The sequence below is a fragment of the Cellulomonas sp. ICMP 17802 genome (genome assembly GCF_041295535.1).
Taxonomy (GTDB): Bacteria; Actinomycetota; Actinomycetes; order Actinomycetales; family Cellulomonadaceae; genus Cellulomonas.
Genome location: NZ_JBGFQZ010000001.1, coordinates 368,848 through 394,158, shown reverse-complemented (window position 1 = coordinate 394,158; position 25,311 = coordinate 368,848). Strand labels below are relative to the sequence as shown.

Annotated in this window: 23 protein-coding genes and 3 tRNA genes; 12 read left to right on the top strand and 14 right to left on the bottom strand. The window is 72.3% G+C overall.

What is annotated here, in order from left to right; translation table 11 throughout:
* Window positions 1–6: 6 nt before the first annotated feature.
* Window positions 7–381: a DUF5997 family protein gene (locus tag AB5970_RS02005; protein WP_370502532.1), complete on the bottom strand. Its 375-nt coding sequence runs from the start codon at window positions 379–381 to the stop codon at window positions 7–9.
* A gap of 205 nt (window positions 382–586) precedes the next feature.
* Complete coding sequence (locus AB5970_RS02000) at window positions 587–3,049, bottom strand: glycogen/starch/alpha-glucan phosphorylase (RefSeq protein ID WP_370502531.1); 2,463 nt, start codon at window positions 3,047–3,049, stop codon at window positions 587–589.
* Between the two features lie 171 nt (window positions 3,050–3,220).
* Here AB5970_RS02000 and AB5970_RS01995 point away from each other — a divergent pair, with 171 nt between their 5' ends.
* From AB5970_RS01995 to AB5970_RS01980, 4 genes are all read left to right on the top strand, one after another.
* Window positions 3,221–3,613, top strand: coding sequence for a hypothetical protein (locus tag AB5970_RS01995; protein ID WP_370502219.1), 393 nt, complete (start codon window positions 3,221–3,223; stop codon window positions 3,611–3,613).
* Between the two features lie 10 nt (window positions 3,614–3,623).
* Entirely contained in the window at window positions 3,624–5,048 is a 1,425-nt protein-coding gene (locus AB5970_RS01990) for a PQQ-binding-like beta-propeller repeat protein (protein ID WP_370502218.1), read from the top strand.
* An 81-nt stretch (window positions 5,049–5,129) separates the two neighbouring features.
* The gene (locus AB5970_RS01985) at window positions 5,130–5,774 is read left to right on the top strand and encodes a phage integrase central domain-containing protein (protein WP_370502530.1); all 645 of its coding nucleotides are present in this window, start codon (window positions 5,130–5,132) and stop codon (window positions 5,772–5,774) included.
* Window positions 5,771–6,193, top strand: coding sequence for a tyrosine-type recombinase/integrase (locus AB5970_RS01980; protein ID WP_370502217.1), 423 nt, complete (start codon window positions 5,771–5,773; stop codon window positions 6,191–6,193). Before AB5970_RS01985 ends, AB5970_RS01980 begins: the two co-directional genes overlap by 4 nt.
* Before the next feature lie 540 nt (window positions 6,194–6,733).
* Here the strand turns inward: AB5970_RS01980 and AB5970_RS01975 are convergent.
* Window positions 6,734–6,874 (bottom strand): DUF3263 domain-containing protein, encoded by a 141-nt coding sequence (locus AB5970_RS01975; RefSeq protein WP_370502216.1) that lies wholly within the window; start codon window positions 6,872–6,874, stop codon window positions 6,734–6,736.
* Window positions 6,875–7,078: 204 nt separating this feature from the next.
* Here AB5970_RS01975 and AB5970_RS01970 point away from each other — a divergent pair, with 204 nt between their 5' ends.
* Window positions 7,079–7,834 (top strand): hypothetical protein, encoded by a 756-nt coding sequence (locus AB5970_RS01970; protein ID WP_370502215.1) that lies wholly within the window; start codon window positions 7,079–7,081, stop codon window positions 7,832–7,834.
* Between the two features lie 658 nt (window positions 7,835–8,492).
* Here the strand turns inward: AB5970_RS01970 and AB5970_RS01965 are convergent.
* Together AB5970_RS01965 and AB5970_RS01960 are read right to left on the bottom strand one after the other, a co-directional pair.
* The gene (locus tag AB5970_RS01965) at window positions 8,493–9,179 is read right to left on the bottom strand and encodes an NYN domain-containing protein (protein WP_370502214.1); all 687 of its coding nucleotides are present in this window, start codon (window positions 9,177–9,179) and stop codon (window positions 8,493–8,495) included.
* Between the two features lie 581 nt (window positions 9,180–9,760).
* Window positions 9,761–9,833 (bottom strand) — tRNA-Arg (locus AB5970_RS01960).
* A gap of 99 nt (window positions 9,834–9,932) precedes the next feature.
* Here AB5970_RS01960 and AB5970_RS01955 point away from each other — a divergent pair.
* Entirely contained in the window at window positions 9,933–11,201 is a 1,269-nt protein-coding gene (locus tag AB5970_RS01955) for a low temperature requirement protein A (RefSeq protein WP_370502213.1), read from the top strand.
* On the opposite strand, the gene AB5970_RS01950 is transcribed toward AB5970_RS01955, so the two are convergent.
* Window positions 11,183–11,271 (bottom strand) — tRNA-Ser (locus tag AB5970_RS01950). The genes AB5970_RS01955 and AB5970_RS01950 overlap by 19 nt on opposite strands.
* Window positions 11,272–11,570: 299 nt before the next feature.
* On the opposite strand from AB5970_RS01950, the gene AB5970_RS01945 reads away from it, so the two are divergent.
* The gene (locus AB5970_RS01945; protein WP_370502212.1) at window positions 11,571–13,109 is read left to right on the top strand and encodes an MFS transporter; all 1,539 of its coding nucleotides are present in this window, start codon (window positions 11,571–11,573) and stop codon (window positions 13,107–13,109) included.
* On the opposite strand, the gene AB5970_RS01940 is transcribed toward AB5970_RS01945, so the two are convergent.
* Entirely contained in the window at window positions 13,106–13,702 is a 597-nt protein-coding gene (locus AB5970_RS01940) for a YdeI/OmpD-associated family protein (protein WP_370502211.1), read from the bottom strand. The two genes, AB5970_RS01945 and AB5970_RS01940, sit on opposite strands and share 4 nt — an antisense overlap.
* A 9-nt stretch (window positions 13,703–13,711) precedes the next feature.
* Window positions 13,712–14,746: a hypothetical protein gene (locus tag AB5970_RS01935; RefSeq protein ID WP_370502210.1), complete on the bottom strand. Its 1,035-nt coding sequence runs from the start codon at window positions 14,744–14,746 to the stop codon at window positions 13,712–13,714.
* Between the two features lie 173 nt (window positions 14,747–14,919).
* On the opposite strand from AB5970_RS01935, the gene AB5970_RS01930 reads away from it, so the two are divergent.
* Window positions 14,920–15,495: a glycosyltransferase gene (locus AB5970_RS01930; protein WP_370502209.1), complete on the top strand. Its 576-nt coding sequence runs from the start codon at window positions 14,920–14,922 to the stop codon at window positions 15,493–15,495.
* Here the strand turns inward: AB5970_RS01930 and AB5970_RS01925 are convergent.
* Window positions 15,471–16,958 (bottom strand): RNB domain-containing ribonuclease, encoded by a 1,488-nt coding sequence (locus tag AB5970_RS01925; RefSeq protein WP_370502208.1) that lies wholly within the window; start codon window positions 16,956–16,958, stop codon window positions 15,471–15,473. The genes AB5970_RS01930 and AB5970_RS01925 overlap by 25 nt on opposite strands.
* A 44-nt stretch (window positions 16,959–17,002) precedes the next feature.
* On the bottom strand, window positions 17,003–17,467 hold the full coding sequence (locus AB5970_RS01920; protein WP_370502207.1) for a winged helix-turn-helix transcriptional regulator: 465 nt from the start codon (window positions 17,465–17,467) through the stop codon (window positions 17,003–17,005).
* A gap of 85 nt (window positions 17,468–17,552) precedes the next feature.
* On the opposite strand from AB5970_RS01920, the gene AB5970_RS01915 reads away from it, so the two are divergent.
* Complete coding sequence (locus AB5970_RS01915) at window positions 17,553–18,740, top strand: MFS transporter (RefSeq protein ID WP_370502206.1); 1,188 nt, start codon at window positions 17,553–17,555, stop codon at window positions 18,738–18,740.
* 6 nt (window positions 18,741–18,746) lie between these two features.
* On the opposite strand, the gene AB5970_RS01910 is transcribed toward AB5970_RS01915, so the two are convergent.
* Entirely contained in the window at window positions 18,747–20,567 is a 1,821-nt protein-coding gene (locus AB5970_RS01910) for a bifunctional metallophosphatase/5'-nucleotidase (RefSeq protein ID WP_370502205.1), read from the bottom strand.
* An 83-nt stretch (window positions 20,568–20,650) separates the two neighbouring features.
* Window positions 20,651–20,742 (bottom strand) — tRNA-Ser (locus AB5970_RS01905).
* Between the two features lie 113 nt (window positions 20,743–20,855).
* Between AB5970_RS01905 and AB5970_RS01900 the strand changes: the two genes are divergently transcribed.
* Window positions 20,856–21,119, top strand: a complete 264-nt coding sequence (locus AB5970_RS01900; protein ID WP_370502204.1) for an HPr family phosphocarrier protein — start codon at window positions 20,856–20,858, stop codon at window positions 21,117–21,119.
* Here the strand turns inward: AB5970_RS01900 and ptsP are convergent.
* Window positions 21,116–22,807: a phosphoenolpyruvate--protein phosphotransferase gene (gene ptsP / locus AB5970_RS01895; RefSeq protein ID WP_370502203.1), complete on the bottom strand. Its 1,692-nt coding sequence runs from the start codon at window positions 22,805–22,807 to the stop codon at window positions 21,116–21,118. The genes AB5970_RS01900 and ptsP overlap by 4 nt on opposite strands.
* Window positions 22,804–24,120 (bottom strand): PTS transporter subunit EIIC, encoded by a 1,317-nt coding sequence (locus AB5970_RS01890; protein WP_370502202.1) that lies wholly within the window; start codon window positions 24,118–24,120, stop codon window positions 22,804–22,806. Before AB5970_RS01890 ends, ptsP begins: the two co-directional genes overlap by 4 nt.
* A 144-nt stretch (window positions 24,121–24,264) precedes the next feature.
* Between AB5970_RS01890 and AB5970_RS01885 the strand changes: the two genes are divergently transcribed.
* Complete coding sequence (locus tag AB5970_RS01885) at window positions 24,265–25,068, top strand: GntR family transcriptional regulator (RefSeq protein ID WP_370502201.1); 804 nt, start codon at window positions 24,265–24,267, stop codon at window positions 25,066–25,068.
* The gene (locus tag AB5970_RS01880; protein ID WP_370502200.1) at window positions 25,065–25,310 is read left to right on the top strand and encodes a glucose PTS transporter subunit EIIB; all 246 of its coding nucleotides are present in this window, start codon (window positions 25,065–25,067) and stop codon (window positions 25,308–25,310) included. The genes AB5970_RS01885 and AB5970_RS01880 overlap by 4 nt, the downstream gene beginning before the upstream one ends.
* Window position 25,311: the final 1 nt, after the last annotated feature.

The following is a 25,311-nucleotide window of genomic DNA, read 5'->3' as shown; positions in this document are numbered from 1 at the left end:
CCGCGATCAGCCCTCGCGGGCGGCGGCCGCCTTGCGGTCCGCCTCGCGCGACTCCTGGAGCCGCTCCTCCAGGCGGACCTGGGCGGCGATCTCCCGCTCGCGCACCAGCCAGCCGGGCGGGTCCGCCTGCAGCGCCTCGATCTCGGCGGTGGTCAGCGGGTCGGTGATGCCGCCGCGGGCGAGGCCGCTGATCGAGATGCGCAGCCGGCCGGCGATCACGCTGCGCGGGTGCGGCCCGTCGCGGCGCAGGTCCACCAGCCACTGCGGGGGCGTGCGCTGCAGCTCCGACAGCTCGTCACGCGTGATCATCCGGTGCTGGAAGTCCTCCGGCGTGGCCGGCAGGTACACGTCGAGCTTGGCGGCGGCGGTCGACGCCTTCATCTCCTGGGACTTCTTGGGCGGTGTCACCCGTCAAGGGTAGGCCCCGGCACGACGTCGCAACGTCCGAGGAAGTGAGCGCTCCGGCGACCACGTCCTCGGACGTTGTGCGGGTCGTGGGGGTCAGCGCCTGTTCCTGTGGTCGCGCTGACCTTCCGTTCCGCTGCGGGCGGAGCGCTTCGCGCCCCACCCTCCACTGCACTCCAGGTCAGCGCTCCGGCGGCACGGGGTGCGTGTGCCAGATGCGGTCGATGTAGTCGCGCATCGAGCGGTCGGACGAGAAGAAGCCGGAGCGGGCCACGTTGAGCACGGCCGACCGGGTCCACGCCTCGGTGTCCGCGTACGCCGCGTCCACGCGGGCCTGCGCGTCGATGTAGGCCTGGTAGTCGGCGAGCACCAGGAACCGGTCCTCGGACAGCAGGTTCGACACGATCGGCTCGAAGGTCGTGCGGTCGCCGTCCGAGAACGTCCCCGACGCGATGAGGTCGAGGGCGTGCCGCAGCGAGCGGTTCTTCTCGTAGTACGACGTCGGGTGGTAGCCGCGGTCGACGATCTCGGCGACCTCCGGCTCGGTGAGCCCGAAGAGGAAGAAGTTCTCGTCGCCCACCAGCTCGCGGATCTCGACGTTCGCGCCGTCGTCGGTGCCGATGGTCAGGGCGCCGTTGAGCGCGAACTTCATGTTGCCCGTGCCCGAGGCCTCCTTGCCGGCCAGGGAGATCTGCTCCGACAGGTCCGCCGCGGGGATCAGCTTCTCCGCGAGGGTCACGTTGTAGTTCGCCGGGAACGCGACCGTGAGCCGGCCCTTGAGGGCGGGGTCGTTGTTGATGGTGCGGCCGACGGCGTTGATCAGCCCGATGGTCTGCTTCGCCATCTTGTAGCCGGGCGCCGCCTTGGCCCCGAACGCGAACGTGCGCGGCGCGATGTCCTCGATCTTCACCGCGCCGGACGTCACCTGGTCGTACAGGGTGACCACGTGCAGGAGCTTGAGCGTCTGCCGCTTGTACTCGTGCAGCCGCTTGACCATGACGTCCAGCATCGTGTCGGGGTCGATGGCGATGCCGTCGCGCTCCGCCAGCACGTCCACCAGCCGGAGCTTGTTCGCGCGCTTGACCTCGCGGAACGCGCGCCGGAACTCGGCGTCGTCGGCCAGCGGCTCCAGCTCCTTGAGCCGGTCCAGGTCGGTGACCCAGCCGTCGCCGATGGCCGCGGTGACCAGCTCGGACAGCCCGGGGTTGGCCAGGCGCACGAACCGGCGCGGCGTGATCCCGTTGGTGACGTTGGTGAACTTGTCGGGGTAGTAGTCCGAGAAGTCGTGCAGCACCTTGTCCTTGAGCAGCTGCGAGTGCAGCGCCGCGACTCCGTTGACCTTCGAGCCGGCCACCGTCGCCAGGTACGCCATCCGGACGGCCCGCTCGGGGTACTCGGCGATGATCGACATGCGGCGCACGCGGAGCTCGTCGTCCGGGTAGGCCTGCCGCAGCTCGGCCATGAAGTCCTCGTTGATCCGGTAGATGATCTCGAGGTGCCGGGGCAGCAGCTTGCCCAGCAGGTCCACCGACCAGACCTCGAGGGCCTCGGGCAGCAGGGTGTGGCAGGTGTAGGCGAAGCACTTCTGGGTGGTCGCCCAGGCGTCGTCCCAGTCCCAGCCCTTCTCGTCCACCAGGATCCGCATGAGCTCCGGGATCGCGATGACGGGGTGCGTGTCGTTCAGCTGGAAGATGATGCGGTCGGGCAGCCGGTGCAGGTCGAAGTCGGCGGGCAGCACCTGGTCGAGGAAGTCGCGGATCGAGCAGGCGACGAAGAAGTACTGCTGCTGCAGCCGCAGCTCCTTGCCCTGCGGGGTCGAGTCCTCCGGGTAGAGCACCTTGGAGATGTTCTCCGCGAACGTCTGGGCCCGGACCGCCTGGGCGTAGTCGCCGGCGTTGAAGATCTCGAGGTCGAACGCGCGCGTGGCGCGGGCGCTCCAGAGCCGCAGGGTGTTCACGCGGCCGTTCTCGAAGCCCGGGACCATGTAGTTGTAGGGCACGCCGAGGACGCTCCAGCCCGGCACCCAACGGTTCCGGGCCTGGCCGTCGTCGTCGACGTACTGCTCGGTGTGGCCGCCGAAGTCGACCGTGACGGCCGCCTCCGGGTGCGGGAACTCCCACGGCGAGCCCAGAGCCAGCCAGTTGTCGGGCTTCTCCACCTGCCAGCCGTCGACGAACGTCTGCCGGAAGATCCCGTACTCGTACCGGATGCCGTAGCCGATGCACGGCACGTTCATGGTCGCCAACGAGTCGATGAAGCACGCCGCCAGCCGGCCGAGGCCGCCGTTGCCGAGGCCCGGCTCGACCTCCGCCTCGCGCAGCTCCGCCAGGTCGATACCCAGCGACGCCAGGCCGTCCTCGACCACGTTCTCGAGGTCCGACGCCAGCAGCGCGTTGTCCAGCTGCCGCCCCAGCAGGAACTCCGCCGAGAGGTACGCCACGGACTTGGCCTGGATCTCGAACTGCCGGCGCAGCGTCTCCATCCACCGGACCATGAGGTAGTGGCGCACCGTGCGGGCCATGGCGAGGTACTTGTCGTTGACCGAGGCGCGCGTCAGGTCGGTGCCCTGCCCGAAGTTGAGCTCCCGCAGGAACTCCCGGACGAAGCCCTCGACGGTGTGCTCCGGCGTGGCGATGCGAGTCATGTTGTCCGTCACCCGTGCCACGGTAGCGGCCCGTTCCGGCATGTTCGACGCCCAGCGACGACTCGTAACAAACGGACTGGTCACACCGCATGCGGGGATTCCGCTCACGGGCGCGGATCCCTAGGGTGGGTCTGCAGGCAGGGACGGACTCACGAAGGAGCGGGTGCACCCATGGTCGTCTTCCTCATCCGGGCCCTGATCTTCCTCGGCTCGGCGGCGCTGGGGCTCTGGGTGGCCTCGTTGCTGGTGGACGGGTTCAACGTCACGGCCGAGGGCTTCCTCGTCGTGGTCGTGGTCTTCGCGGTCCTGCAGAGCATCCTCACGCCGTGGTTCCTCGTCATGTCGCGCAAGTACGCGACGGCCCTGACGGGCGGCGTCGGGCTGGTCTCCACCATCGCGGCGCTGTTCGTCGCGACCCTCATCGGCGACGGCCTGACCATCAACGGTGCGACGGCGTGGATCCTCGGCGCGTTCATCGTCTGGATCGTCACGATGCTCGGCACGCTGCTGCTGCCGCTGGTCTTCCTGCGCAACCGCGTGCAGAAGAAGAACGCTCCTGCCTGAGCGGCTCCCCATGACGCACAGCGGCGGGATGCTCGACGTCGAGCTGGTCGCCGCCGAAGACGACCCGGGCCCGACGACCGCGGCACCGCGCCGGTTCCGTCGCCGATGGTTCGTGGTCGGTGCCGTGGCCGTCGCGGCGGCGCTCGGCGTGACGCAGTGGGCCGGCGTGACCGGCGAGCGCGCCGAGCAGGCGCGCCTGGCCGCGGTACCCGGCGTGCTGGCTCCGGTCGACGACACCCTGGTCGTCTCGCGCCCCGCGCCCGACGTCGGCCTCGGGGCCGCCGCGGTGCACGTCGACGGCCGCGGCGCGCAGAGCCTCTCCTGGGCCGGGTGGACCACGACGCTGGCCGGCCCGAACGCCGCGCTCGCCGACGCCGAGGGGCAGGTCGTCGCCGCCTCCACGTGCCGGCCGGACAGCCGCGCGGGAGCCGACCCGAGCACCGCCGACCACGTCGTCTGCCTGGTCACGGACGGTGGCGTGATCCGGGACGGGGGCAGCAGCTTCGCGCAGGTCCCGGCGACCTCGCGGCAGGTGGTCGTCCTGTCGGCCGACGACGGCGCCGTCCTCGCGCAGTGGTCGGTCGACCACGGCGACAGCATGGCGCTCTTCCCCGGCGGGGTGGCCCTCGGCTCGGCGTACGGGACGGGCACGACCGTCACGGCGTACGTCTCGCTGACCGGCGAGGAGCGCTGGACCTACGTCGACCCGGACCCGGCGGCGATCCACCTCTCCTCCGTGTCGCTCTTCCGCGCCGGGGACCTGCTCGCGTACCGCTCGTCGCCCGGCTCGCTGCTCCTGCTGTCCACGGACGGCACCGCGGTCCGCACGATCACGCAGCCCACCGGGGGCAGCTGGGGCTGGGGGACCGACCCGCGCACGGGGCAGCTCGTCCTGGAGAGCCAGGATGCGACGGGCGCGGCGCGGATGACGATCGTCGCACCGGACGGCGACCCGGACGCCGACGTGACCGTGGCCGGCGGACCCGTGCACCTGACCGTCGACGACGGCAGCGTGCCCGGCCTCCTGCTGAGCGCCGACTCCGCGGTGCACGCCTGGGACGCCGGCAGCGGCGCCGCCCGGTGGTCGCACGCCGACGACACGGTCGCGAGCGCACTCGTCCTGCGCGGCCGCGTCTACCTGGCGACCGGCGGCCGCATCGTCGCGCTCGACGGACGCACCGGCCGCGTCCTGTGGACCGCCCGCGCGGAGGAGGGCCTCGTGCCGCGCGCCCTGCTGACCGACGGGGACCACCTCCTGGTCGGGCTCATCGCGACCTCCACCGACGCGACCCCCGCCCTGGTGGCCTACGACCCGGCTACCGGGCAGGAGGACTTCCGCGCGAGCTACCCGCCGGGCGTCACCGAGGTGACCTCGATCGGCCGCCAGCTGATCGGGCACGACGGGTCCAGCGACGAGTACGTGGTGCTGGAGTAGCGGCGCTGCCTCGGGACGTCGACCAGAGCTCCGACGACGCCGCGTCTAGTGCTCGCACACGAGACCGTCGTCGTCGCGGTCCTGGTACCAGTCGTACTCGGGATCTGGTCAGAGACCTGGCTGCAGCTGCACGCCACCAAGGCCCGGCCCAAGTACTACGCGACCGACGCGTCCCACGTGCGCCGCTGGATCGTCCCCACGATCGGCGGCAAGCGCCTGGACGCCCTCACCCCCGGCGACATCCGCACGGTCACGAACGCTGTCCGTGCCGCCGAGCGCTCGACGTCCACGGCGCACCACGTGCACGGCACCCTAATCCGGGTCCTGAACGCGGCCGCGGCCGACGGGCACACCGTGTCCCGCCTTGCCCGCGAGGTCGAGCCCCCGGGCAAGTCCACGAACGACCGCGCGGCGATCCCGCTCGAACACGCCCTCGCGCTCCTGGACGCGGCCGCGGCGCAACCCGACGGGTCCCGCTGGGTGGCGGCCCTGCTGCAGGGCATGCGGCAGGGCGAGTGCCTCGGGCTCACCTGGGAATGCGTCGACCTCGAGGCGGGGACCCTCGACGTGTCCTGGCAGCTGCAGGCGCTCCCCTACTTCGACCGGAAGACCAAGACGTTCCGAGTCCCCGACGGGTACGAGGCGCGGCAGCTGGCGGCGCGACACACCTGGTGCGCCCCAAGTCGGAGAGCGGCCTGCGGGTCATCCCTCTCGTCCCGTGGATGACCGCGGCGCTCACCGCTTGGCGGCGAGCGGCGCCGGCGTCCCCGCATGACCTCGTCTGGCCGGTCGTCGAGCACGACGACCCTCGCATGCTCGGCCGGCCCCGCTCGTCGAGCTCGGACCGGGACGCCTGGTATGCCCTCCAGGAGTCAGCCGGCGTTGCCCCGACCGACCGGCGCAAGGACCGCTCCCCGGCCAGGTACGTCCTGCACGAAGCCCGCCACACCACCGCGACCCTGCTCCTCGAGGGCGGCGTCGACCAGGCTGTCATCACGGCGATCATGGGGCACTCCTCGATCGTCACGAGCCGCGGCTACATGCACGTCAGCCAGGCGCTCGCGCGGCGCGCGCCCGACGACGTCGCCGTTCGGCTCGGGCTCACCGCCCGGGCGGGCGGAGCCGGAACCGCTTTCTCGCCATGACAGCGGGAAACACTGATGTAGCGCCCCCAATCACGGCAGGATCCGCACCCCACCTTCCCGCCCGCTGCGCTTCGATCACCGACTCAAACGCGGCAACCCACGAGGCTGCGCACATCCGCCTGTCGACCGCGGCCCCCGCAACCGTCCAGAGCCGATATGCCCCGAAAACCAGTCCAAAAAGGCATACGGCGAAGGCGATCACAAGCCATCCGTACACCACCTTCGGCCCAGGATGGGAGGCCGCGGCACCGACTAGCGTCACCAGGATCGCCATACTGGCGACTGCCAGAGCAAAGAATGGCCCCGCGACCGCGGCGGGGTGCGCTCCCGGGTCGGCACCGTAGAACGCTGCGTAGGCACGGGCTTCCACAAGAACACGCTCCTGCTCGGAGGCAGCAAGCGCGCTGAAGTCGTTCACCGCGTCCCAGTCGACGGGCCTTTCGACATAGCGGCGGTCGACCATGTCACCTGACTGCGCCATGCCGAGACAGTAGTGAACGGGGGGCGTCGTTAGCGATGACGCGCCAGTTCCCGGCGCCGTCACAGCCGGTTGACCAGCATCGGCGAGTACGCCAGTGCGTCAGGGTTGTCGAGCAGGGCGTTGAGCCGCTGGTAGTACCCGTTCGGCTGCAGCACCGAGCACCAGACCGCCGAGCTGCGGACCCGCCTCGTCGCCCGCATCGAAGACCACCAACTCGCCGCCGTCGACGCCGCACGCGTCCTCGCCGAGGTCGGCATCGACATCCCCGCCGCCCTCATCCGCCTGTGGAAGCACCGCAAGGAGATCGAGCCCACAGGCGCCGACACCCGCGGCCGGCCCCTGTACCGCGTGGGTGACATCCTCACCCGCCACGCCGCCACGGCCTGACCTCCCACGATGGGAGCATGACCAGCATGTCGACGAGAGGTCGCAGACTCGCCTGGATCGGCGGTCTATTGGTTGCCCTGGCCGCGGTGGTCCTCATCGAGTGCCGGAGCCCGACCGCGCGGGCCTGGACTCAACGGGCCCTCGATTCGCTCTACCAGTACGTGGCGACGTGGCACGACACCTGGGAGGTCGTCGGTGCCCTGGCGACTGCCGGCGCGGTGATAGTCGCGCTGGCTGGGATCCGGCACGAGCGCGCGAAGACCAAGAATGCCGACGATCGAGCGAAGGTGGCCGACGACCGCCTAGCTACTGAAAGGAAGGCAGCCGACGACGCTCGGGCGACCGAAGCCGAAGTCGCCGCGGAACGGGAGAAGCGAGCACAGGCTCGACTGGTGATCGCTTGGGTCTCGTGGAAGGTGGACCACAGGGGTCTCGGAGGTGCCGAGGTCGGCCACTGGATCGGCGAGTACGGCAACTACTCCACCGCACCGGTATTCGACGTCGAAGTCGAGCTGTTTCAGAGGTTTCGCCATCACCCGCAGCACCCAGAGATCGCCGAGTACAAGGCCGACAAGAGCGATGAAGCCGCAGTGCTGCCACCAGGCGCCTCCGACTGGTTCGATTCAGGCGTTAAGGACCGCGCTCGGAAGCCGATCGTGTACCTGTACTTTCGTGACCTTGCCGGGACACGATGGCGGCGGATGGCGAACGGCGAACTGTTCGAAATCAACGAGCAGCGCGAGCCGCTGCCCCCCGAGTTCGCCTGCTCCTGACGCGCTGGGCGTCCCGCGTGACGCATTGCTATTGACCTGCTGAAACGCTACGTTCCGTCACGATAGAACTCCTGTCGAAAGGCCCCGGTCAGAGCCCACGCTCCCGGGGCCTTTCGTCATGACGGATAGACCGGATCGGCGCAGCCCGGGGCTCGCCACAGGGCAGCCACCACGACCGGCACGCAGCGGGCGGCCCGTGCACGAGCAGGGGCACACGTGACCACCTCACGCACCGGCACAGGCAAATGGAAGAAGCTACGCGCCGAAGCCCACCACGGGGGGGTGAGCTCGATGCCCCCGAAGACGAAGCTCACGGTCGTCGGAGCTGACGAGCGTCCCGAGCCTGCCGCCCCGCCAGCTGTCCCGCCAGCTGTCCCGCTGACCGTCTCGCAGGCCGCGGCGTCGGGCGATCAGCGGGACGCTGCTCGTCGCCATGCGCGAGCGGATCGCGACCGCGGTGTCCGCGCCGAACTGCCCACCGCGTGACCTGGCCTCGCTGACGCGCCGGCTGCGGCCGGCAGCACCTGGGTCCACCTACGGGACATCGACAACCCCGAGCTCGCCATCCGCCCCGCCGGCCGGATCGACGTCGGCTGACCCCACCACCACAAGGCATCGCCCCCGCTCCCCTTCGGGAGGGCGGAGGCAGTCCATCGCGTCAGCGTCGGCGATACGGGCCAGGTCGGGGAGGTCCGGGTGCACGCTCGGGCGCTGGCGCGGTGTAGTCGCGCTCGTCCTGTACACCCCAGTAGTCCGCCTGAGAGAGCCAGTGGCAGTACGGGCGACCCTTCCCGACCGTGATCCGATTCGGACGGCGCCCCATGTCACCGCGCCAGGCCGCGACCTCCGTGACCGGCTTTCCGCGAGAGATGCGACGCCTATCCATGTACTCGAGGGCGGGGACGATGTCCTGGTCGGAGGACATCACGATGCCCACGTCGTACATGCCGTCGAGCCCACAGGTAACGACGTCGAGCGCGAGCGACACGTCGACGCCCTTCTCGCGGGGCTTCTCGGTGCAGCCGGGCTTACCCCAGTCGCTTGGATACCCACGCAGGACGCGACTGAACACCTGCACGCGCGGGTCACGCTGCCAACTGGCGATCTGTCGTCTGGCTGCCGCGTAAGCCTTCGGGTCGTGTACCTGGTCCGGGATCCCTCGGTAGATGCGAACTTGCAGCAGTTCACGGGGCTCGCCTACGGGACCACGGCTGAGCAGGACATGAGCAAGGTCCACGGGGTCCACCTGCCCTGCCGTGAAGGGTGCGTACCGCTCATGGAAGCTCTCGCGAGCGCGCATGTAGACGTTCTGCCAGTCGAGGAACAAGTAGACGCCGTCGGCCACAAGAGCTCCTGGGAAAAATAAGCCCCGCCGTGCGACTTGCGTCGGACGGCGGGGTGGATTGCCAGGAACGTTACACAGCCAGTGACCGTGCTACAAGCCCGCGAGCTGTGATTAGGCCGACAGCGGAGAAAACTCAACAGTGTAGTGGAGAGTGCCGACAACACTACGGAGCCGTTCCAGCAGCCCTCGTACACTTGTTCGATGCCGCGAGACATTGACTGGTCCCGATGGGAGCACACCCGCCGCGGCTGGATCCGCGTCCCGCCGCCTGGCTGCCCCCGCGGCCACCGCTGGACCACCTCCGGCCCAGGCCGACCGTCGGAGCGGTTCGTCACTTGCAGCTGTTCCGTCGAGCGGCACCACACGCTCTGGGTGCCCCACGTGCGGCATGTACTGCGCCGAGGGCTGCACCGACATCGAGCGGTGGTCGGGGACGACCGTGCCCGCCGGCACACCCGTCGAGCGCCGCGGTACGGTTCGAGCAATCATTGACGGGATCGCTACACGGACGTTCTGATCCGTCGAAACGAAAATCGGCCCGCCCCTGCGTTGTCGCAGGTGGCGGGCCGATTCCGTCTGTGTGCGCCCGAAGGGACTCGAACCCCCAACCTTCTGATCCGTAGTCAGATGCTCTATCCATTGAGCTACGGGCGCATGGCCCCGCAGGGCCGGAGACGACGATACAGGCCAGGGGCCCGGTCGCCCAAACCGGATAGCCGTGACCCGGGACACGGCCGTGGCAGGATCGCGCGCATGGCGACCACGGAGCGGCTGGGCACCGGCGGCGGCACCTGGGGCATGCGCGCGGACGTGCTGCGGCACGGGGACGGGCGCGACAGCAGCCGGGTGGGGTACATCGAGCTGTTCTTCGACCTGGTGTTCGTCTTCGCGGTGACGCAGCTGTCGCACAGCCTGATCGCGCACCCCGACCTCACCACGCTGCTGCACACGCTGGTGCTCGGCTGGGCGGTGTGGTGGCTGTGGATCGACACCACGTGGGTGACCAACTGGCTGGACCCGGACAAGGTGCCGGTGCGCGCGATGCTGCTGGTGCTCATGCTGCTGGGCCTGCTGATGTCGAGCGCGATCCCGGAGGCGTTCGGGTCGAAGGCGCTGCTGTTCGCCGTGCCGTTCGTCGTGATCCAGCTGGGACGCACGCTGTTCACCGTGTGGGCGATGGGGCGGCACTGGCCGGAGAACGCCGTCAACTTCGTGCGGATCACCGTGTGGCTCGGGGTCTCGGGCGCGCTGTGGATCGCCGGCGCGCTGACCGACGAGCAGACCCGTGTGATCCTCTGGGTGGTCGCGGCACTGATCGACGTCGTCGGGCCGCGCGCCCTGTTCTGGGTGCCGTTCATGGGGCCCACCGACCCGACGACGTGGTCCGTGCGCGGGTCGCACATGGCCGAGCGGGTGTCGCTGTTCCTCATCATCAGCCTGGGCGAGTCGATCATCGTCACGGGCGGGGCGTTCGCGGAGCTCGAGGTCAGCACGACGACCGTGCTCGCGTTCCTCGCCGCGTTCGTCAGCACCGTGCTGATGTGGCTGCTCTTCTTCGACCGCTCCGAGCAGTCCGCCACCGAGTACTTCTCGTCGCGCGCGGAGCCGGGGATGGTGGCGCAGACCGCGTACACCTACGTGCCGTTCCTGCTGATCGCGGGCATCGTGCTCACCGCGGTCGCCGACGAGCTCGTGCTGCAGCACCCGCTCGCGCACACCAGCACGTGGACCGCGGGGCTCGTGTGCGGGGCGGCGGCGGTCTACCTGCTGGGCAACGCGTTCTTCCGACGGGCCACGGGTGGCCGGTGGTCGGCGCCGCACCTGGTGGGCGTGGTCGCGGTGCTCGCGGCGTTCCTGCTGCGGGACGCCCTCTCGCCGCTGGCCCTGAACTGGCTCTCGAACGGCGTCATGCTCGCCGTGATCGTCGGCGACGTGGTGCTGAGCCGGAGACGACAAGAGCCCGGTCCGGGGACCGAGCTCTCGACGAACAGCACTTCCACACGCGGAGACGGTGGGATTTGAACCCACGGAAGGCTTACGCCTTCACGACCTTAGCAGGGTCGCGCACTAGACCGGGCTATGCGACGTCTCCAGGACCTGCACAGGGTACCCGTGCGGGCGGTCGACCTCCAAAGCGGCCTCTGACCTGCGACGGTGCGCCGTTTCATTCCCGCTGACCATCGTGAACATCGACACAGCTTGCTCCGTGCAACTTTCTGAGGAGCGGCTGAGAGGATCTCTGTCGGAACCCGGGGCAAAGACCTTGACCGGCCCGTGCGGCGCTGGTGTGCTGACCACGGCGCCCGCTCTCCGGGTTCGCCCTCCGGACCGTCTCTCGGTCCCCTCTTCCCCCCTGGCGATGCCGCCCCCTTCTCCTCCCCGGAGCTCTCTGTGCCCGAGCCTGCCCTCACGACCGTCGCCGACGCCCCCACCGACTCCACCACCGCCCACGACCCCCGCCGCTGGCTGATCCTCGGGATCATCGCGATCGCGCAGCTGATGATCGTGCTCGACTCGTCGATCATGAACATCGCCCTGCCGTCGGCCGCGAAGGACCTCGACATCGCGCCGGCCGACCTGCAGTGGGCCATCACGTCCTACACGCTGGCGTTCGGCGGGCTGCTGCTGCTGGGTGGCCGCATCGCCGACTACCTCGGCCGCAAGACCACCTTCATCATCGGCCTGGTCGGCTTCGCGGCCGCGTCGGGCCTCGGCGGCGCCGCGGCGACCGAGGCGCTGCTGTTCGGTGCCCGAGCGCTGCAGGGCGCCTTCGCCGCGCTGCTCGCCCCCGCCGCGCTCGCGCTGATCACCGTGACGTTCACCGAGGGCCGCGAGCGGGCCAAGGCGTTCGGCGTCTTCGGCGCGATCTCCGGCGGTGGCGCCGCCATCGGCCTGCTGCTCGGCGGCGTGCTCACCGAGTACCTCGACTGGCGCTGGTGCCTGTTCGTCAACCTGCCGATCGCGCTGGTCACCGGCGTGCTCGCCATCCGCTACCTGCGCGAGTCCAAGGCGCCCGGCGACACCAAGCTCGACATCCCCGGGGCGATCCTGGCGAGCGTCGGCCTGGCCACGCTGGTCTACGGCTTCACCGAGGCCGCCAAGCAGGAGGTCGGCGCCGACGGCACCCTGGCGGCGGTCGGCTGGACCGACCCCACCGTGCTCGGCTTCCTCGGGTTCGCGGTGCTCTGCCTGGTCGCGTTCGTCGTCGTCGAGACCCGGGTGAAGAACCCGCTCCTGCCCATGCGCGTCGCGCTCGACCGCAACCGCGGTGGCTCGTACCTGGTCTTCCTGCTGGTGGGCGCCGGGCTGTTCTCGATGTTCCTGTTCATGACGCTCTACTTCCAGAACGTCCTGGGCTACACGCCGCTCAAGGCCGGCTTCGCGTTCCTGCCGTTCAGCGCGGGAATCATCCTCATGGCCGGCGTCGTCGCGCAGCTGCTGCCGCGCGTCGGGCCCAAGCCGCTCATGCTCGTCGGCCTGGCCCTGGCCACCACGGGCATGCTCCTGCTGCTCCGCACGACGCCCGAGTCGTCCTACGCGACCACCGTCCTGCCGGGCATCGTCGTCATGAGCCTCGGCATGGCCGCGGTGTTCATCCCGGCGTCCAGCACGGCGCTCGTCGGGGTCGGCAAGCACGACGCCGGCGTCGCCAGCGCGCTGCTCACCACGTCGCAGCAGGTGGGCGGCTCGCTGGGCCTCGCCCTGCTGAGCACGTTCTCGATCAGCGCGACGGCGTCCAAGCTCTCCGACCTGACGGCCGCCGGGGCCGACGCGTCCGCACGGGCGACGCTGGCCACCGCGCAGGTGGCCGGGTTCCACGTGGCCTACCTGGGCGGGGCGATCCTCCTGGCGATGGGCTTCGTGGCCGCGCTGACCCTGATCACCGCCAAGAAGGACGACCTCCCGGCCGAGGCGGCGGTGGCCGCCTAGCGCTTGGGCACCCACTGGTTGGCCCGGATGTTCTGCGACGCGAGCCGCGCCGTCTCGTCGAGACGCGCGGCTCGCGTCGTCTCCCGCTTCGCCTGCACGATCCACTCCAGCAGCGCGCGGCGGGCCGACGGCGGGAACGCGTCGAAGTACGCGCGGGAGCCGGGGTAGCGGTCGAACGCGGCCGCCAGGTCGTCCGGGACGACCAGGTTCTCGACGTCGTCGAGCAGCGTCCACGAGCCGTCGGCCTTCGCCGCGTCGATGAGGGCACGGCCGGCCGGGGTCATCCGGCCCTCGGCCTCGAGCCGCACGATCCGCTCCTTGTTGGTCCGCGCCCAGCCGCTGCCCGCCTTGCGCCGCGTGAACCAGAGCATCGAGCGCTCGTCGTCCAGCCTGCGTCCCGACGAGTCGATCCAGCCGACGCAGAGCGCCTCCTCGACGGCCCGCTCGTACGCGACGGACGGCCGACCGGTCGACGACTTCCACGACACCAGCCACGCACCCGGCTCGGTCGCGTGGTGCGCCAGGAGCCAGTCGCGCCACTCCTCGACCGTCTCGGCGTGCACCCGCGGGGCGTCGTCCCTGCTGCCGGCCATGCGCTGCTCCTACCTCTCGTCGCGGGCTGCCGCCGCGGCCTCCCGGGCACGCTCGGCCCGGTTCAGCTCCCGCTCCGTCGTCGCGACCTCGCGGTCGTCGTGGCGCAGCGTCTGCTGGGCGAGTCCGACGTCCCGGTCGGCCACGGTCGCGGCCTTGCCCGCCGCGGCGAGCCGGCGCCGCACCTCGGCCAGCTCCCGCACCAGGTCGTCCTCCTCCTCGTGCGCGCGGGCGGCGCGCGCCTCGGCCCGGGCCACCTGCTCGGCGCTGTCGTCGCGGGCGGCGACGGCGTCGTCGTGGCGCTGGCGGGCCTCCGTGGCCGCCCGGTCGGCGGCCTCCCACGCCGCCTGCGCCTCGTCGCGCGCTCGTTGCTCGCGCTCCTCGCGGCGCAGCCGGCGCTCCCGCTCGGCGCGCGTCTCGCCGCCCTCCTCGGGCTCGGGGGGCTCCTCGGCCGGCGCCGGCCGGGTGGCCCGGGACCGGCCCGAACCGCCGACGACCGTGAGCCGGGCCGGTTCCTTCGGCGCCCGCTGCGGCACCGAGACCGCGACCGGCGCGCCCATCGCGTCCGCGCTCCCGAAGCCCGCGTACTCGCGCGCGGCCGTCAGCCGGCCCGACACCACCTCCTGCGCGACGGCCGGGTCGGCCAGCGCGGCGGTCAACGTGGCGTCCAGCTCCTGGGTGATCGGGTCGCCGATCTTCTGCCCGGTCGGCTGGGCCAGGCGGCGGGCGCGCGCGACCAGCGAACGGACCAGCTGGCGGCGCTGCGCGGTCAGCTCGCGCAGGGCGGGGCCGTCCAGCGACTTCTCGGCGTCCCGCAGCCCCTCGCCGAGCGCGACGATCTGGCCGGCGAGGTCGGGGTCGTCGCGGACCAGCAGGTTCACCAGCCACGCGGACACCGTGGGCTTGCGCAGCTCGGCGATGGCCGCCGCCAGGTCGCGGTCCCCGTCGGCCCGGGCGGCCTTGACCGCGGCGGTGCGCCGGGCCACGAAGTCGGCCGGCGTTCCCGCGTAGAGGTCGTCGACGACGTCGTCGAGGTCGCTGGTCATGGTCCGACCCTGCCCTGCGGACGCGCGTCCGTCCACGACCCTCCGGTCGCGCCCGCTCCTCGCCGCGGTGATGATCCTGGTGGGACGGATCGAGGAACGGTCCTGGCGGGCACTCCAGCGAGGATGGCGACGATGGTGGGCAGCGCCGCGAGCGGGATCCCGTCCGGGCCCGCATGACCGCGCGCATCGAGCACGTCGTCGTCGTGGTGCCGGCGCGGGACGAGGAGCGCGTGATCGGTCGGTGCCTGGCCGCGCTGCAGGCCGCCCGCCAGGCCGCCCGGGCCGTGCTGCCCGACCTCTCGGTCGATCTGGTGCTGGTGCTCGACGGGAGCACCGACGGCACGCGCGCGGTCGCGCTGGGCCACCTGGATGTCCGGCTGCTCGACCTCGACGACGGGAGCGGGGCCGCGGCCGCACGGGCGGCCGGGATCCGGGACGCGCTGGCCCGCTCGACCGCCGACCCTGCCCGAACGTGGCTGGCCAGCACCGACGCCGGCTCGGACGTCCCCGCGACGTGGGTCCTGGACCAGGTCCGGCTCGCGGACGCCGGCGCGGACGCGGCCGTCGGCACCCGGCGCCCCGGGGAGCCGGTCGCCGCATGGCGGGCTGCTCGCGTCCCCGGCCGGTCCGGGCGGCACGGCCTCGGCGCCCACCACGGCCTGCGTGCCGACGCCTACCTCCGTGCGGCCGGCCTCGGCGACCAGCCCGGACGGCGGCCGGAGGCTCAGGCCGACGCCGAGTCCGCCTGATCGTCGGCGAGCGCGAACCGGACCGTCCGCTGCGGCACCGACGCCTCGACCACACGCACCCGCACGTCCTCGCCCAGCGGCAGCCCGGCGCCCTCGATCCGGCCGCGCACCGCGGGGTCGCGCAGCTGCACGACGCCCTCGTCGCGGTCGGCGCGCACGTCGACGATCGCGCCCTCGAACACCTGGCCCTCGCGGCCGGTGAGCAGTGCGGCCTCTACCAGGTCGAGGCAGCCGCGCTCGAGCTCGGCGGCGTGCTTGTCCCCGGCCGACATCAGCCCGGGCAGCTCGGGGAGGGCGTCGCGCACCCAGTCGGGGACGGGCGTGCCCGCGCTGAGCGCCAGGCACGTCTCCCCCACGAACCGGTCCACCAGGCGCCGCAGGGGCGCGGTCGTGTGGGCGTAGGGGGCGGCGATCGCGGCGTGCATGGTGAACGCGGGCAGCTCGCCGTCGAACGCGACGTAGGCCGCGCCGCGCAGCAGCGAGGTCGCGTCGGTGAGCAGGGCGGCATGCCGGGGGTTCGCCGCGTCGAGGTCGCGGATGACGTCGCCGGGGGTGGCGCCGTCCGGCCACGGCACGCCGAGGGCGTGGGCGGACAGCCGCAGGCGCTGGACGTCGCGCGGGTCGGCGTCGGGCAGGGTGCGCAGGATGCCCACCTTGCCGTCGAGCATGAGGCGCGCGGCGCACATGCCGGTGAGCAGCGAGATCTGCGCGTTCCACTCCTCGACGGGCAGGGTCGCGCGGCTGCCCAGCGTCCACACGCCGTCGGCGCCCTGCTCGACCACCTGCTCGGGCGTGGGCAGCGTGATGCCCCCGCGCGCCCGTTCGGCCGCCTGCCGGAGGAGGCCGACCTCGCGCAGCAGCTGCAGGGTCTCGCCCGCCGAGCCGTCGTCGATCGCCGCCTGCGCGCCCGTGTACGTCAGCTGCGACCGGCTCCGGACGGAGGCGCGGTGCACGCCCACCTGCACGGGTGCGCCGGCGGCGTCGAGGTCGATGGTCCACAGCAGCGCCGGCGCGACCTGGTCCGGCAGGAGGCTCGCGGCGCCCTCCGAGAGGCTCGGGGGGTGCAGCGGCGTGCGGCCGTCCGGCGCGTAGAGGGTCTCGACGCGCCGGCGCGCCTCGTCGTCGATCGCGCCCCCCGCCTGCACCCACGCGGCCACGTCGGCGATCGCGTACTGCACGCGGAACCCGTCCCCCAGCCGGCCGATGTGCACGGCCTGGTCCAGGTCCTTGGAGCCCTCGGGGTCGATGGTGACGAACGGGACGTCGGTGGCGTCGACGCGCGACCCGGACGGGCCGCGGCGCACCACGTCGGCGGCCTCGGCCAGCACGTCGGGCGGGAAGCTGGGCGGGACGTCGAGCTCGCGGCGCAGGTCGTCCAGGCCGCGCCGGACGAGGACGTCGACGGCCTCGCCCTGGACCTCCTGGGGCGGGCGGGCGTGCAGCTTGACATGGCGTCGGGGCACGTGGCGAGCCTAGGCGGCGGACGGTGCGCCCGCCTGCGGTCGGGCTAGAGGGGGCGCGCCCCGGGTCCGCGGACGAGCGCGACGTCGTGCGCGGCGACCTCGCGACCGTCGTCGGCGACGAAGGCCAGCCGGACCGACCGGCCGGTGGCGGTGTCGACCGGGAGCGCCGCGGAGCCGTAGCCCGTGGGCCGGTGCTCGTCGCCCCACTCGAGCATGGCGACCAGGACGGGCGTGAGCTCGCGGCCGGCCTCGGTGAGCACGTACTCCTCGCGCTCGCGCTCGCCGGCCTCGCGGTAGGCGCGGCGCTCGAGGATGCCGTGCTCGACCAGGGTGCCGAGACGGTCGGCCAGCACGTCGGGGGCGATGCCGAGGCGCGCGCGGAACTCCGCGTAGCGGGTCCGGCCGGCCAGGGCCTCGCGGACGATGAGCAGGGTCCACTTCTGGCCGAGCACCTCGAGGCTGCGCGCGATCGAGCAGCGGCTGTCGACGGAGGTGAGCGAGCGGGTCACGACGACAGGATAGCGCGCTGTGTTGGCGAAACCAATTCAGCATGCTAGGTTGGCGATTCCAATTCAGCAGTCACCGGGAGACACCGTGCCTCAGCTCAGCCGCCGCGCCGGCTTCTGGACCGCCGCGCTCGTCGCCGGCCTCGCCCTCTGGGCCAGCGGCGCCCCCACGGTCGTCTACCCGCTGTACGCCCGCGAGTGGGACCTCGAGCCGACCGTCACCACGCTGATCTTCGCCGTGTACCCGCTGGTCCTCGTGCCGGTCCTCGTGCTCTTCGGCAACCTCTCGGACGTGATCGGCCGCCGCGCCACCATGCTGGCCGGCCTCGCCGCGCTCGGGCTGGGCGCGCTCGCGTTCGGGCTGGCGCCCGACCTGGCCTGGGTGCTCGTCGGGCGCGCGCTCATGGGCGTCGGGGTCGGCCTCTCGCTGAGCCCGGCCACTGCGGCGATGATCGAGTTCAGCCGCCCCGGGCAGCAGGGCCGCGCCAGCTCGGCGACCACCGCCGCGACCGCCACCGGCCTCGCGCTCGCCACGCTCGTCGGCGGCGCCCTCGTGCAGTACGGCCCGTGGCCCACGCACCTGACGTTCTGGGTGCTGGTCGTCGTCACTGCGCTCAGCGCCGTGCTGGTGTGGCTGCTCCCCCGGCACACGCGCGACGAGACGGCGGGCCCGTGGCGCCCGCGGCTGCCCCGCGTGCCCCGCGACGCGCGGTCCGCGTTCACGGCGGGCACGCTCGCGGTCAGCGGCGCCTACGCGATGGGGGCGATCTTCCTCGCGCTCGGCGCCCAGATCGCCCGCGACCTCGTGCACTCGGAGAACGCGTTCGTCGCCGGCTCGATCATCTCGGTCTCCGCCGTCGTCATCGGGGTCGTCGCGGTGCTGGCCCGGCGCCTGGTCCCTCGCACCTCGGTCACGCTCGGGCCGCCCGCCGCCATCCTGGGCCTCGCCCTGCTCGTCGGCGCGGGCCTCGCGCACTCGCTCCCGCTGTTCCTCGCCTCGTCCGTCGTCGCCGGCGCCGGGTACAGCCTCCTGTTCTCGGGCGGCCTCGGGCTGGTCACGGCCAGCGCACCCGTGCACCACCGCGCCGCCGTGCTGTCCGCGGCGTACGTGGTCGCGTACGTGCTGCAGGCCGTGGCCGCCCTCGGCATCGGCGTGCTGGCCACGAGCTCGAGCCTGCTGCTCGCGCTCGAGATCGGCTCGCCCGTCGTGCTCGCGCTCGGCGTGGCCGCCCTCGTGGTGGCCCGGGCCGGGAGGGTCCGGGCCGCCGTCAGCTGAGCGCGGTCAGCCGAGCGTGATCCGCCCGCCCGCCGGCACCGGGTACGGCGCCGCCTGGCTGCTGTGGGCCCCCAGGTACGCGATGAGCACGTCGAGGTCGCTCTTGCCCACGAACACCTTGGTCCCGTTGCGGATGGCGACGAAGTTGTCGCCGCCCCCGCCGAGGAACTCGTTCATCGCGACCCGGTAGGTCGCGGCCGGGTCGACGGGCACGCCGTCGACCGAGACCGACACCAGCCGGTTCTCGTTGGTCGCCCCGGTCGCCCGGATCACCTCGCTGACGTTGGCCGAGACCTGCAGGATCTTGTTCGAGCCGTTCTGCGTGGTCCACTGCTGGCCGAACATCGTGAGCACGTCCGCGCCCGACATCTGGACCACGTTCATGATGTTGGTGAACGGCTGCACGGTGAACGCCTGCTCGTAGGTCTGCGCGCACGGCGAGGTGGCCGGGACGCAGTTGAAGTCACCCCGGATGCCGCCCGGGTTCATGATCGCGAAGTCGGCCCCGGCGGGGTTCAGCGGGTCGACGTTCATGCCCTCGAGCTGCGCGTCCGCGATGAGGTCGCCGGCCGGGGTCTCGCCCGACGCCGCGCACACCGTGGGGGTGCAGCCGCGGCCCTGGATCGTGCCGCCGATGTAGCCGACGACCTGGCTGGCGATCGGCCCGAGGAACCCGGTGTAGCGGCTGATGATCTCGGTCTCCGCGGGGGCCGCGGCGACGTCCCGGGTGACCGGCGTGTTCGTCGCGACCACCGACGAGCGGACGATGTCGTTGGTCCGCGGGTCGTACTTCAGCTCGATGTCGGTGAACAGCCGGCCGAACGACGAGCCGCTGGTCACCATGCGCGGCTGACCCTTCGGGTCCGGGATGTTGCACGTGTAGGCCGTGTGCGTGTGCCCGGTCACGATGAGGTCCACCGCGGGGCTGATCTGCTGGGCGATCGGCACGATGGCGCCGGTGAGGCCGAGCGCGCCGCCCGCGTTGCAGTCGTAGTTGTACGCGCCGCTCGCCGGGGTGCCGCCCTGGTGCAGCAGCACGACGATCGACTGCACGCCCTGCCGCTGCAGCTGCTTGGCGTAGGTGTTCGCGGTGGTCACCTCGTCGAGGAACGTCAGGCCCTGCACGCCCGCCGCGGTGACGATGTCCGGGGTCCCCTTGAGGGTCATCCCGATGAAGCCGACCTTCACGCCGTTGAGCTTCTTGACCACGTACGGCTTGAACAGGGTCTTGCCGGTGGCCGTGCTCACCACGTTGGCCGAGAGGAACGGGAAGTCGGCGCCGGTGAACGACCCGGGACCGCCGGGGCAGCTGTCGGCCGCGGGCGTGCCGTCGGGGTTGGTGCGGCAGCCGCCGTTCTGCATGCGCTTGAGCTCGGTCGAGCCCTCGTCGAACTCGTGGTTGCCCACGCTGGTGACGGCGAGGTCGAGCGCGTTCATGGCCTCGATGGTCGGCTCGTCGTGGAACGCCCCCGACAGCAGCGGGCTGGCGCCGATCAGGTCGCCCGCCGCGATGGTCAGCGACCGGTCGTGACCCTGCCGGGCCTGGGCGAGGTGGGTCGCCAGGTACTCCACGCCGCCGACCGTCTGCGCCACGGTCGTGCCGTCGGGCTGCAGCCGGGTCACCGTGCCCGACGAGCCGGCCGGTGGTTGCAGGTTGCCGTGGAAGTCGTTGATGGCCAGCAGCTGGATGTCCTTCAGCCGCTGGCTGCCGTGTCCGTGGTCGTCGTGCCTGTCGCCGGCCATCCCTGGCCCCGCCAGCAGCCCCGAGGCGGCCACCAGGCCCGCCGCAGCGATCGCCGTCCCGAACCGCATCGTCCACCGCGCCATGATTCCTCCGTCGACCTCGTCGTCGAGCAAGATTCAGCGATGCTCCCACGCGGCGGGCCGCGTGACCATGGGTCCGTCGGGAGCGGAGGGCGTGGGATTCGAACCCACGAGAACGGGGTTGTCCCGCTCCAACGGTTTTCAAGACCGTCTCTTTCGGCCGCTCAGACAGCCCTCCCGCGCGGACCTCGGGCCCGCAGCGGCACGAGTCTCCCACAGCGACTCGCGCCCACATGGTCTAGACCACTAGAGTCACGAGCGTCACCGTCGACCCGTCCCTGGAGGCAGGCCATGCAGCGTTCCGTCGTCGTCGCTCTTCCCGAGGGGCTGCACGCGCGCCCCGCCGCCCAGTTCGTGGCGGCGGCCGGCAGGCTCCCGGCGAAGGTGACCATCGCGAAGTCCGGCGGGACGCCCGTCGCCACCGCCTCGATCCTCGCGATCATGACGCTGGGCGTCGGCGCGGGCGACGAGGTCGTGCTGGCCACGGACGACGACGGCGCCGACGCGGCCGCCTCGATCGACGCGCTCGAGCAGTTCCTGCAGCAGACCGCCTAGAGCCCCAGCTCGTCCAGCACCGGCAGCCCGGCCCGCACGGCGGACCGGGCGCCGTCGGCCGTGCGCTGCGCGAGCGCGAGCGCGGCCAGCGCCCGGCACTCGTCCAGGGTCACCGACGCGAGCACCGCGCCGACGTCGGGGAGCGCGCGCGCCGTCATCGACAGCGACGAGACGCCCAGCCCGACCAGCACGGGCGCGAGCACCGGGTCGGCCGCGGCCTCGCCGCAGACCCCGACCGGACGGTCGCGCGCCGAGCCCCCCGCGCAGGCGAGCCGGACCAGCGAGAGCACCGCCGGCTGCCACGGGGTCGACAGCTGCGCCAGTCCCGCCAGCTCGCGGTCCGCCGCCATGGCGTACTGCGTGAGGTCGTTGGTGCCGAGGCTGGCGAACCTGGCGCTCTCCAGCAGGTCGCCGGCCCGCAGCGCGGCGGCGGGCACCTCGACCATGATCCCGGCCTGCGCGAGCCCGTGCGCGGAGCAGCGGTCCACGAAGGCGTCGGCCTCGTCGGCGGTCGCCACCATCGGCGCCATGACCCAGACCTCCGCCTCCGAGGAGGCGGCCGCCTGCGCGATCGCGGCGAGCTGGTCGTCGAGCACCTGCGGGTGCGACCAGGACGTGCGCAGGCCGCGGACGCCGAGGGCGGGGTTGGGCTCGTCGTCGGCCGTGACGAAGGGCAGCGGCTTGTCGGCCCCCGCATCGAGGGTGCGGATGACGACGCGACGGCCCGGGAACGCGGCGAACACCCGGGTGTACGCCGCGACCTGCTCCGCGATGCCCGGCGGCGCGGTGCGGCCGAGGAAGCCGAACTCGGTGCGGAACAGCCCGACGCCCTCCGCACCGGCGTCCGCCGCGGCGACGGCGCCGGCGGGGTCGCCGACGTTGGCCAGCAGCGCGACGTGGTGCCCGTCCGCGGTCGCGCCGGGGTGCTCGAGCCGGGTCGGGCGCGGCCTGGCGTGCGACGCGCGCTCGATCGCCTCGGCCGAGGGGTGCCGCACGACCTCGCCGGTCGAGCCGTCGACCAGGACGGTCTCGCCGTCGACGATGTCGAGCGCACCGCCGACGGCGACCACGCACGGGATGCCGAGGGACCGCGCCAGGATCGCCGTGTGCGCGGTCGGGCCGCCGCCGGCGGTGACGATCGCGCGGACCGTCGACGGGTCGAGCCGCGCGGTGTCCGCCGGCGCGAGGTCGCGCGCGACCAGCACGAACGGGTGCCCGGGGTCGGGCACGCCCGGCGCCCGCAGGCCCAGCAGCTCGGCGACGATCCGGTCCCGCACGTCCTGCACGTCCCGCGCGCGGTCGGCGAACATGCCGCCCAGGCCGCGCAGCTGCTCGGCCACCAGCTCGGCCGCGTCCCACACCGCACGCGCGGGGCTCACCCGCGTCTCGAGGACCCGGCGGCGTGCCTCGTCGGCGAGCGAGGGATCGGCGGCCATCGCCGCGGTGACGGCCAGGATGTCGGCCGCCTCACCCGTGGCCGCCTCGGCGGCGCGGGCCAGGGCGTCCCTGACCTGCGCCGCCGCGTGGTCCACCGCGGCCGCCGCCGCCCCCAGGTCCGAGCCCGGAGCGACAGGCTCCGGCGACGGGGCCGGCGGGGCGTCGGGCATGCGCGCCACGACGCCCACCCGGCGGCCCGGGCTGACCCCGAACCCCCTCAGGGTCAGCGCGGCGGCGACCGCGGTGGTCATCGTGCGGCGGCCGCGGGCTCGTCGGCCTTGGTGACCTCCGCCGCCGGGGCGTCGGTCGTGCCGGAGATCGCCGCGGTGTCGTCGTCGTCGTCCTCACGGCCCGGCGTCCGCAGGTTCCAGCGCGTGATGACGAACCGGAACAGGAAGTAGTAGACGACCGCGTAGCCGAGCCCGATGAGGATCAGCAGCAGCGGCATGGTCGCGATCCGGAAGTTGAGCACGTAGTCGATGGCTCCCGCGGAGAACCCGAAGCCGTCCTTGATGCCCAGCGCGTTGACCAGGGCCAGCGACGTGCCGGTGAGGATCGCGTGGATGACGTACAGCGGGTACGCCACGTAGACGAACGCGAACTCGAGCGGCTCGGTGACGCCCGTGACGAACGAGACCAGCGCGGCCGAGCCCATGATGCCGGCGATGACCTTGCGGTTCTTGGCCTTCGAGGTGTGCACGATCGCCAGGGCGGCCGCGGGGAGCGCGAACATCATGATCGGGAAGAACCCGGTCATGAAGGTGCCGGCCGTGGGGTCGCCGATGAGGAACCGGTTGATGTCGCCGTGCGCCACCACGCCGTCCGCGTTGGTGTAGGTGCCGAACTGGAACCACGGCAGCGAGTTGAGGATGTGGTGCAGGCCGAGCGGGACCAGCAGGCGGTTGAGCGTGCCGTAGACGAAGGCGCCGACGATGGTGGAGCCCGTGACCCAGTCGCCGACCGCGGTGAATCCGGAGTTGAACGCGGGGTAGATGAGCGCGCCGGCGACGGCGACGAGCACCGAGACCCCGGCGGTGACGATGGGCACGAACCGCCGGCCGCCGAAGAACGCCAGGTACGGCGGGAGCTTGATCCGGTAGTACTTCTGGAACAGAAGGGCCGTGACCAGGCCGATCACGATGCCGCCGAGCACGCCGTAGTTGATGAGCTCCTGCGTCTCCCCCTCCCCCGCCTTCTCCAGGGTGTACGGCGAGAGGGCGTCGCTGACGCCCTTGAACACGAGGTAGCCGATGACGGCCGCGAGGCCGGTCGAGCCGTCCGCCTTGCGGGCGAACCCGACCGCGACGCCGACCGCGAAGAGCAGGGGCAGGTTGGCGAACAGCGCGTTGCCGGCGGCGGCCAGGACGGCGGCCACCGGGATCATCCAGGGCAGGTGGGCGCCGAGCCCGTCGGCGCCGAGCATGTCGGGCTGGCCCAGGCGCAGCAGCAGCGCCGCGGCCGGGAGGGAGGCGATGGGGAGCATGAGCGAGCGGCCGATGCGCTGGAGCTGGGCGAGGCCGGGGATGCCTCGCTTCTCGGTCGCGTCTGCGGTGACGGTGGTCATGGAGCACTCCTCGTTGGGTGGTCCGGAAGTTTCGGGGGGTGTCTGGTCTGGACCAGTTGCGAGCAGACTGGTCTAGACCTCATGATGTGTCAAGGGTCACGTCGGAGCGACGACGACCGACGTCGCACGAAGGAGTGACCTCAGGTGGACGAGTCGGAGCAGGGCGCCGCGCACAAGTACCTGACGGTGCGCGACCACCTGGCCACGCTCGTCGCGCAGGAGCTGCGGGTGGGCGACGCGATCCCGTCCGAGCGCCACCTGAGCCAGCAGTTCGGCCTCTCGCGGATGACCGTGCGGCAGGCCGTCGACACGCTGGTCACCGACGGCGTGCTGGTCCGCGAGCAGGGGCGCGGCACGTTCGTCGCCCCCCAGCGCATCGACTTCGAGATGCGGCTGACCACGTTCGGCGAGGAGATGCGCCGGCGCGGCATGGAGCCGGCGACGACGGTGCTGACCGCGCAGGTGGTCGCCGCCACGCCCGACGTCGCGACCGCGCTCGAGATCGAGCCGCGGCAGAAGGTGCACTTCCTCTACCGCGTGCGCAGCGCCGACGGCACGCCCATCTGCATCGAGCAGGTGTGGGTCCCCGTCGCCCTGGCACCCACCCTCTTCGACGACGGCCCCCCGGCGAGCATGTACGAGGCGCTGCGGGAGCTCGGGCTGGCCCCGGAGTGGGGCGAGGACACGCTCTCCGCCGACGAGGCCACCGACACCGAGGCGTCGCTGCTCGGGCTCGGCGACGCCCGCGCCGTCCTGCGCGCCGAGCGGCGGACCTACTCGGTCGACTCGGCCACCATGTTCTCCCGCGCCTGCTACCGCGCCGACCGCTACAGCGTGTGGGTGCCGCTGCGCGCGCCGCGGCCGGCGCTGGTCCCGCGACGACGACTTCCCGGTGCCGACTCCGTCGTGCCCGATGACACCGAAGCAACGGCAGGAGGACGGCGATGAAGCCGGAAGGCAGAGATCAGGCGGCGGCGATCCTCGCCGCGCTCGGCGGCGTGGACAACATCGACGAGATCGAGCCCTGCACCACCAGACTGCGGTCGCTGGTGCGCGACGCCGGGCGCGTCGACGCGGCCGGCTTGCGGGCTGCCGGCGCGTTCGGGGTGATGATCTCCGGGCGCGTGGTCCAGGTGGTCGTCGGCCCGCACGTCGACCTGATCGCGACCGACCTCGACGAGCTGATGTGAG

Excerpts from the sequence above, each read along its gene's own strand:
- AB5970_RS02005 (WP_370502532.1), bottom strand. The coding sequence starts at position 381 with ATGAAGGCGTCGACCGCCGCCGCCAAGCTCGACGTGTACCTGCCGGCC.
- AB5970_RS02000 (WP_370502531.1), bottom strand. The coding sequence starts at position 3,049 with ATGACTCGCATCGCCACGCCGGAGCACACCGTCGAGGGCTTCGTCCGG.
- AB5970_RS01995 (WP_370502219.1), top strand. The coding sequence starts at position 3,221 with ATGGTCGTCTTCCTCATCCGGGCCCTGATCTTCCTCGGCTCGGCGGCG.
- AB5970_RS01990 (WP_370502218.1), top strand. The coding sequence starts at position 3,624 with ATGACGCACAGCGGCGGGATGCTCGACGTCGAGCTGGTCGCCGCCGAA.
- AB5970_RS01980 (WP_370502217.1), top strand. The coding sequence starts at position 5,771 with ATGACCGCGGCGCTCACCGCTTGGCGGCGAGCGGCGCCGGCGTCCCCG.
- AB5970_RS01975 (WP_370502216.1), bottom strand. The coding sequence starts at position 6,874 with ATGCGGGCGACGAGGCGGGTCCGCAGCTCGGCGGTCTGGTGCTCGGTG.
- AB5970_RS01970 (WP_370502215.1), top strand. The coding sequence starts at position 7,079 with ATGACCAGCATGTCGACGAGAGGTCGCAGACTCGCCTGGATCGGCGGT.
- AB5970_RS01955 (WP_370502213.1), top strand. The coding sequence starts at position 9,933 with ATGGCGACCACGGAGCGGCTGGGCACCGGCGGCGGCACCTGGGGCATG.
- AB5970_RS01940 (WP_370502211.1), bottom strand. The coding sequence starts at position 13,702 with ATGGCCGGCAGCAGGGACGACGCCCCGCGGGTGCACGCCGAGACGGTC.
- AB5970_RS01935 (WP_370502210.1), bottom strand. The coding sequence starts at position 14,746 with ATGACCAGCGACCTCGACGACGTCGTCGACGACCTCTACGCGGGAACG.
- AB5970_RS01930 (WP_370502209.1), top strand. The coding sequence starts at position 14,920 with ATGACCGCGCGCATCGAGCACGTCGTCGTCGTGGTGCCGGCGCGGGAC.
- AB5970_RS01910 (WP_370502205.1), bottom strand. The coding sequence starts at position 20,567 with ATGGCGCGGTGGACGATGCGGTTCGGGACGGCGATCGCTGCGGCGGGC.
- AB5970_RS01900 (WP_370502204.1), top strand. The coding sequence starts at position 20,856 with ATGCAGCGTTCCGTCGTCGTCGCTCTTCCCGAGGGGCTGCACGCGCGC.
- ptsP (WP_370502203.1), bottom strand. The coding sequence starts at position 22,807 with ATGACCACCGCGGTCGCCGCCGCGCTGACCCTGAGGGGGTTCGGGGTC.
- AB5970_RS01890 (WP_370502202.1), bottom strand. The coding sequence starts at position 24,120 with ATGACCACCGTCACCGCAGACGCGACCGAGAAGCGAGGCATCCCCGGC.
- AB5970_RS01880 (WP_370502200.1), top strand. The coding sequence starts at position 25,065 with ATGAAGCCGGAAGGCAGAGATCAGGCGGCGGCGATCCTCGCCGCGCTC.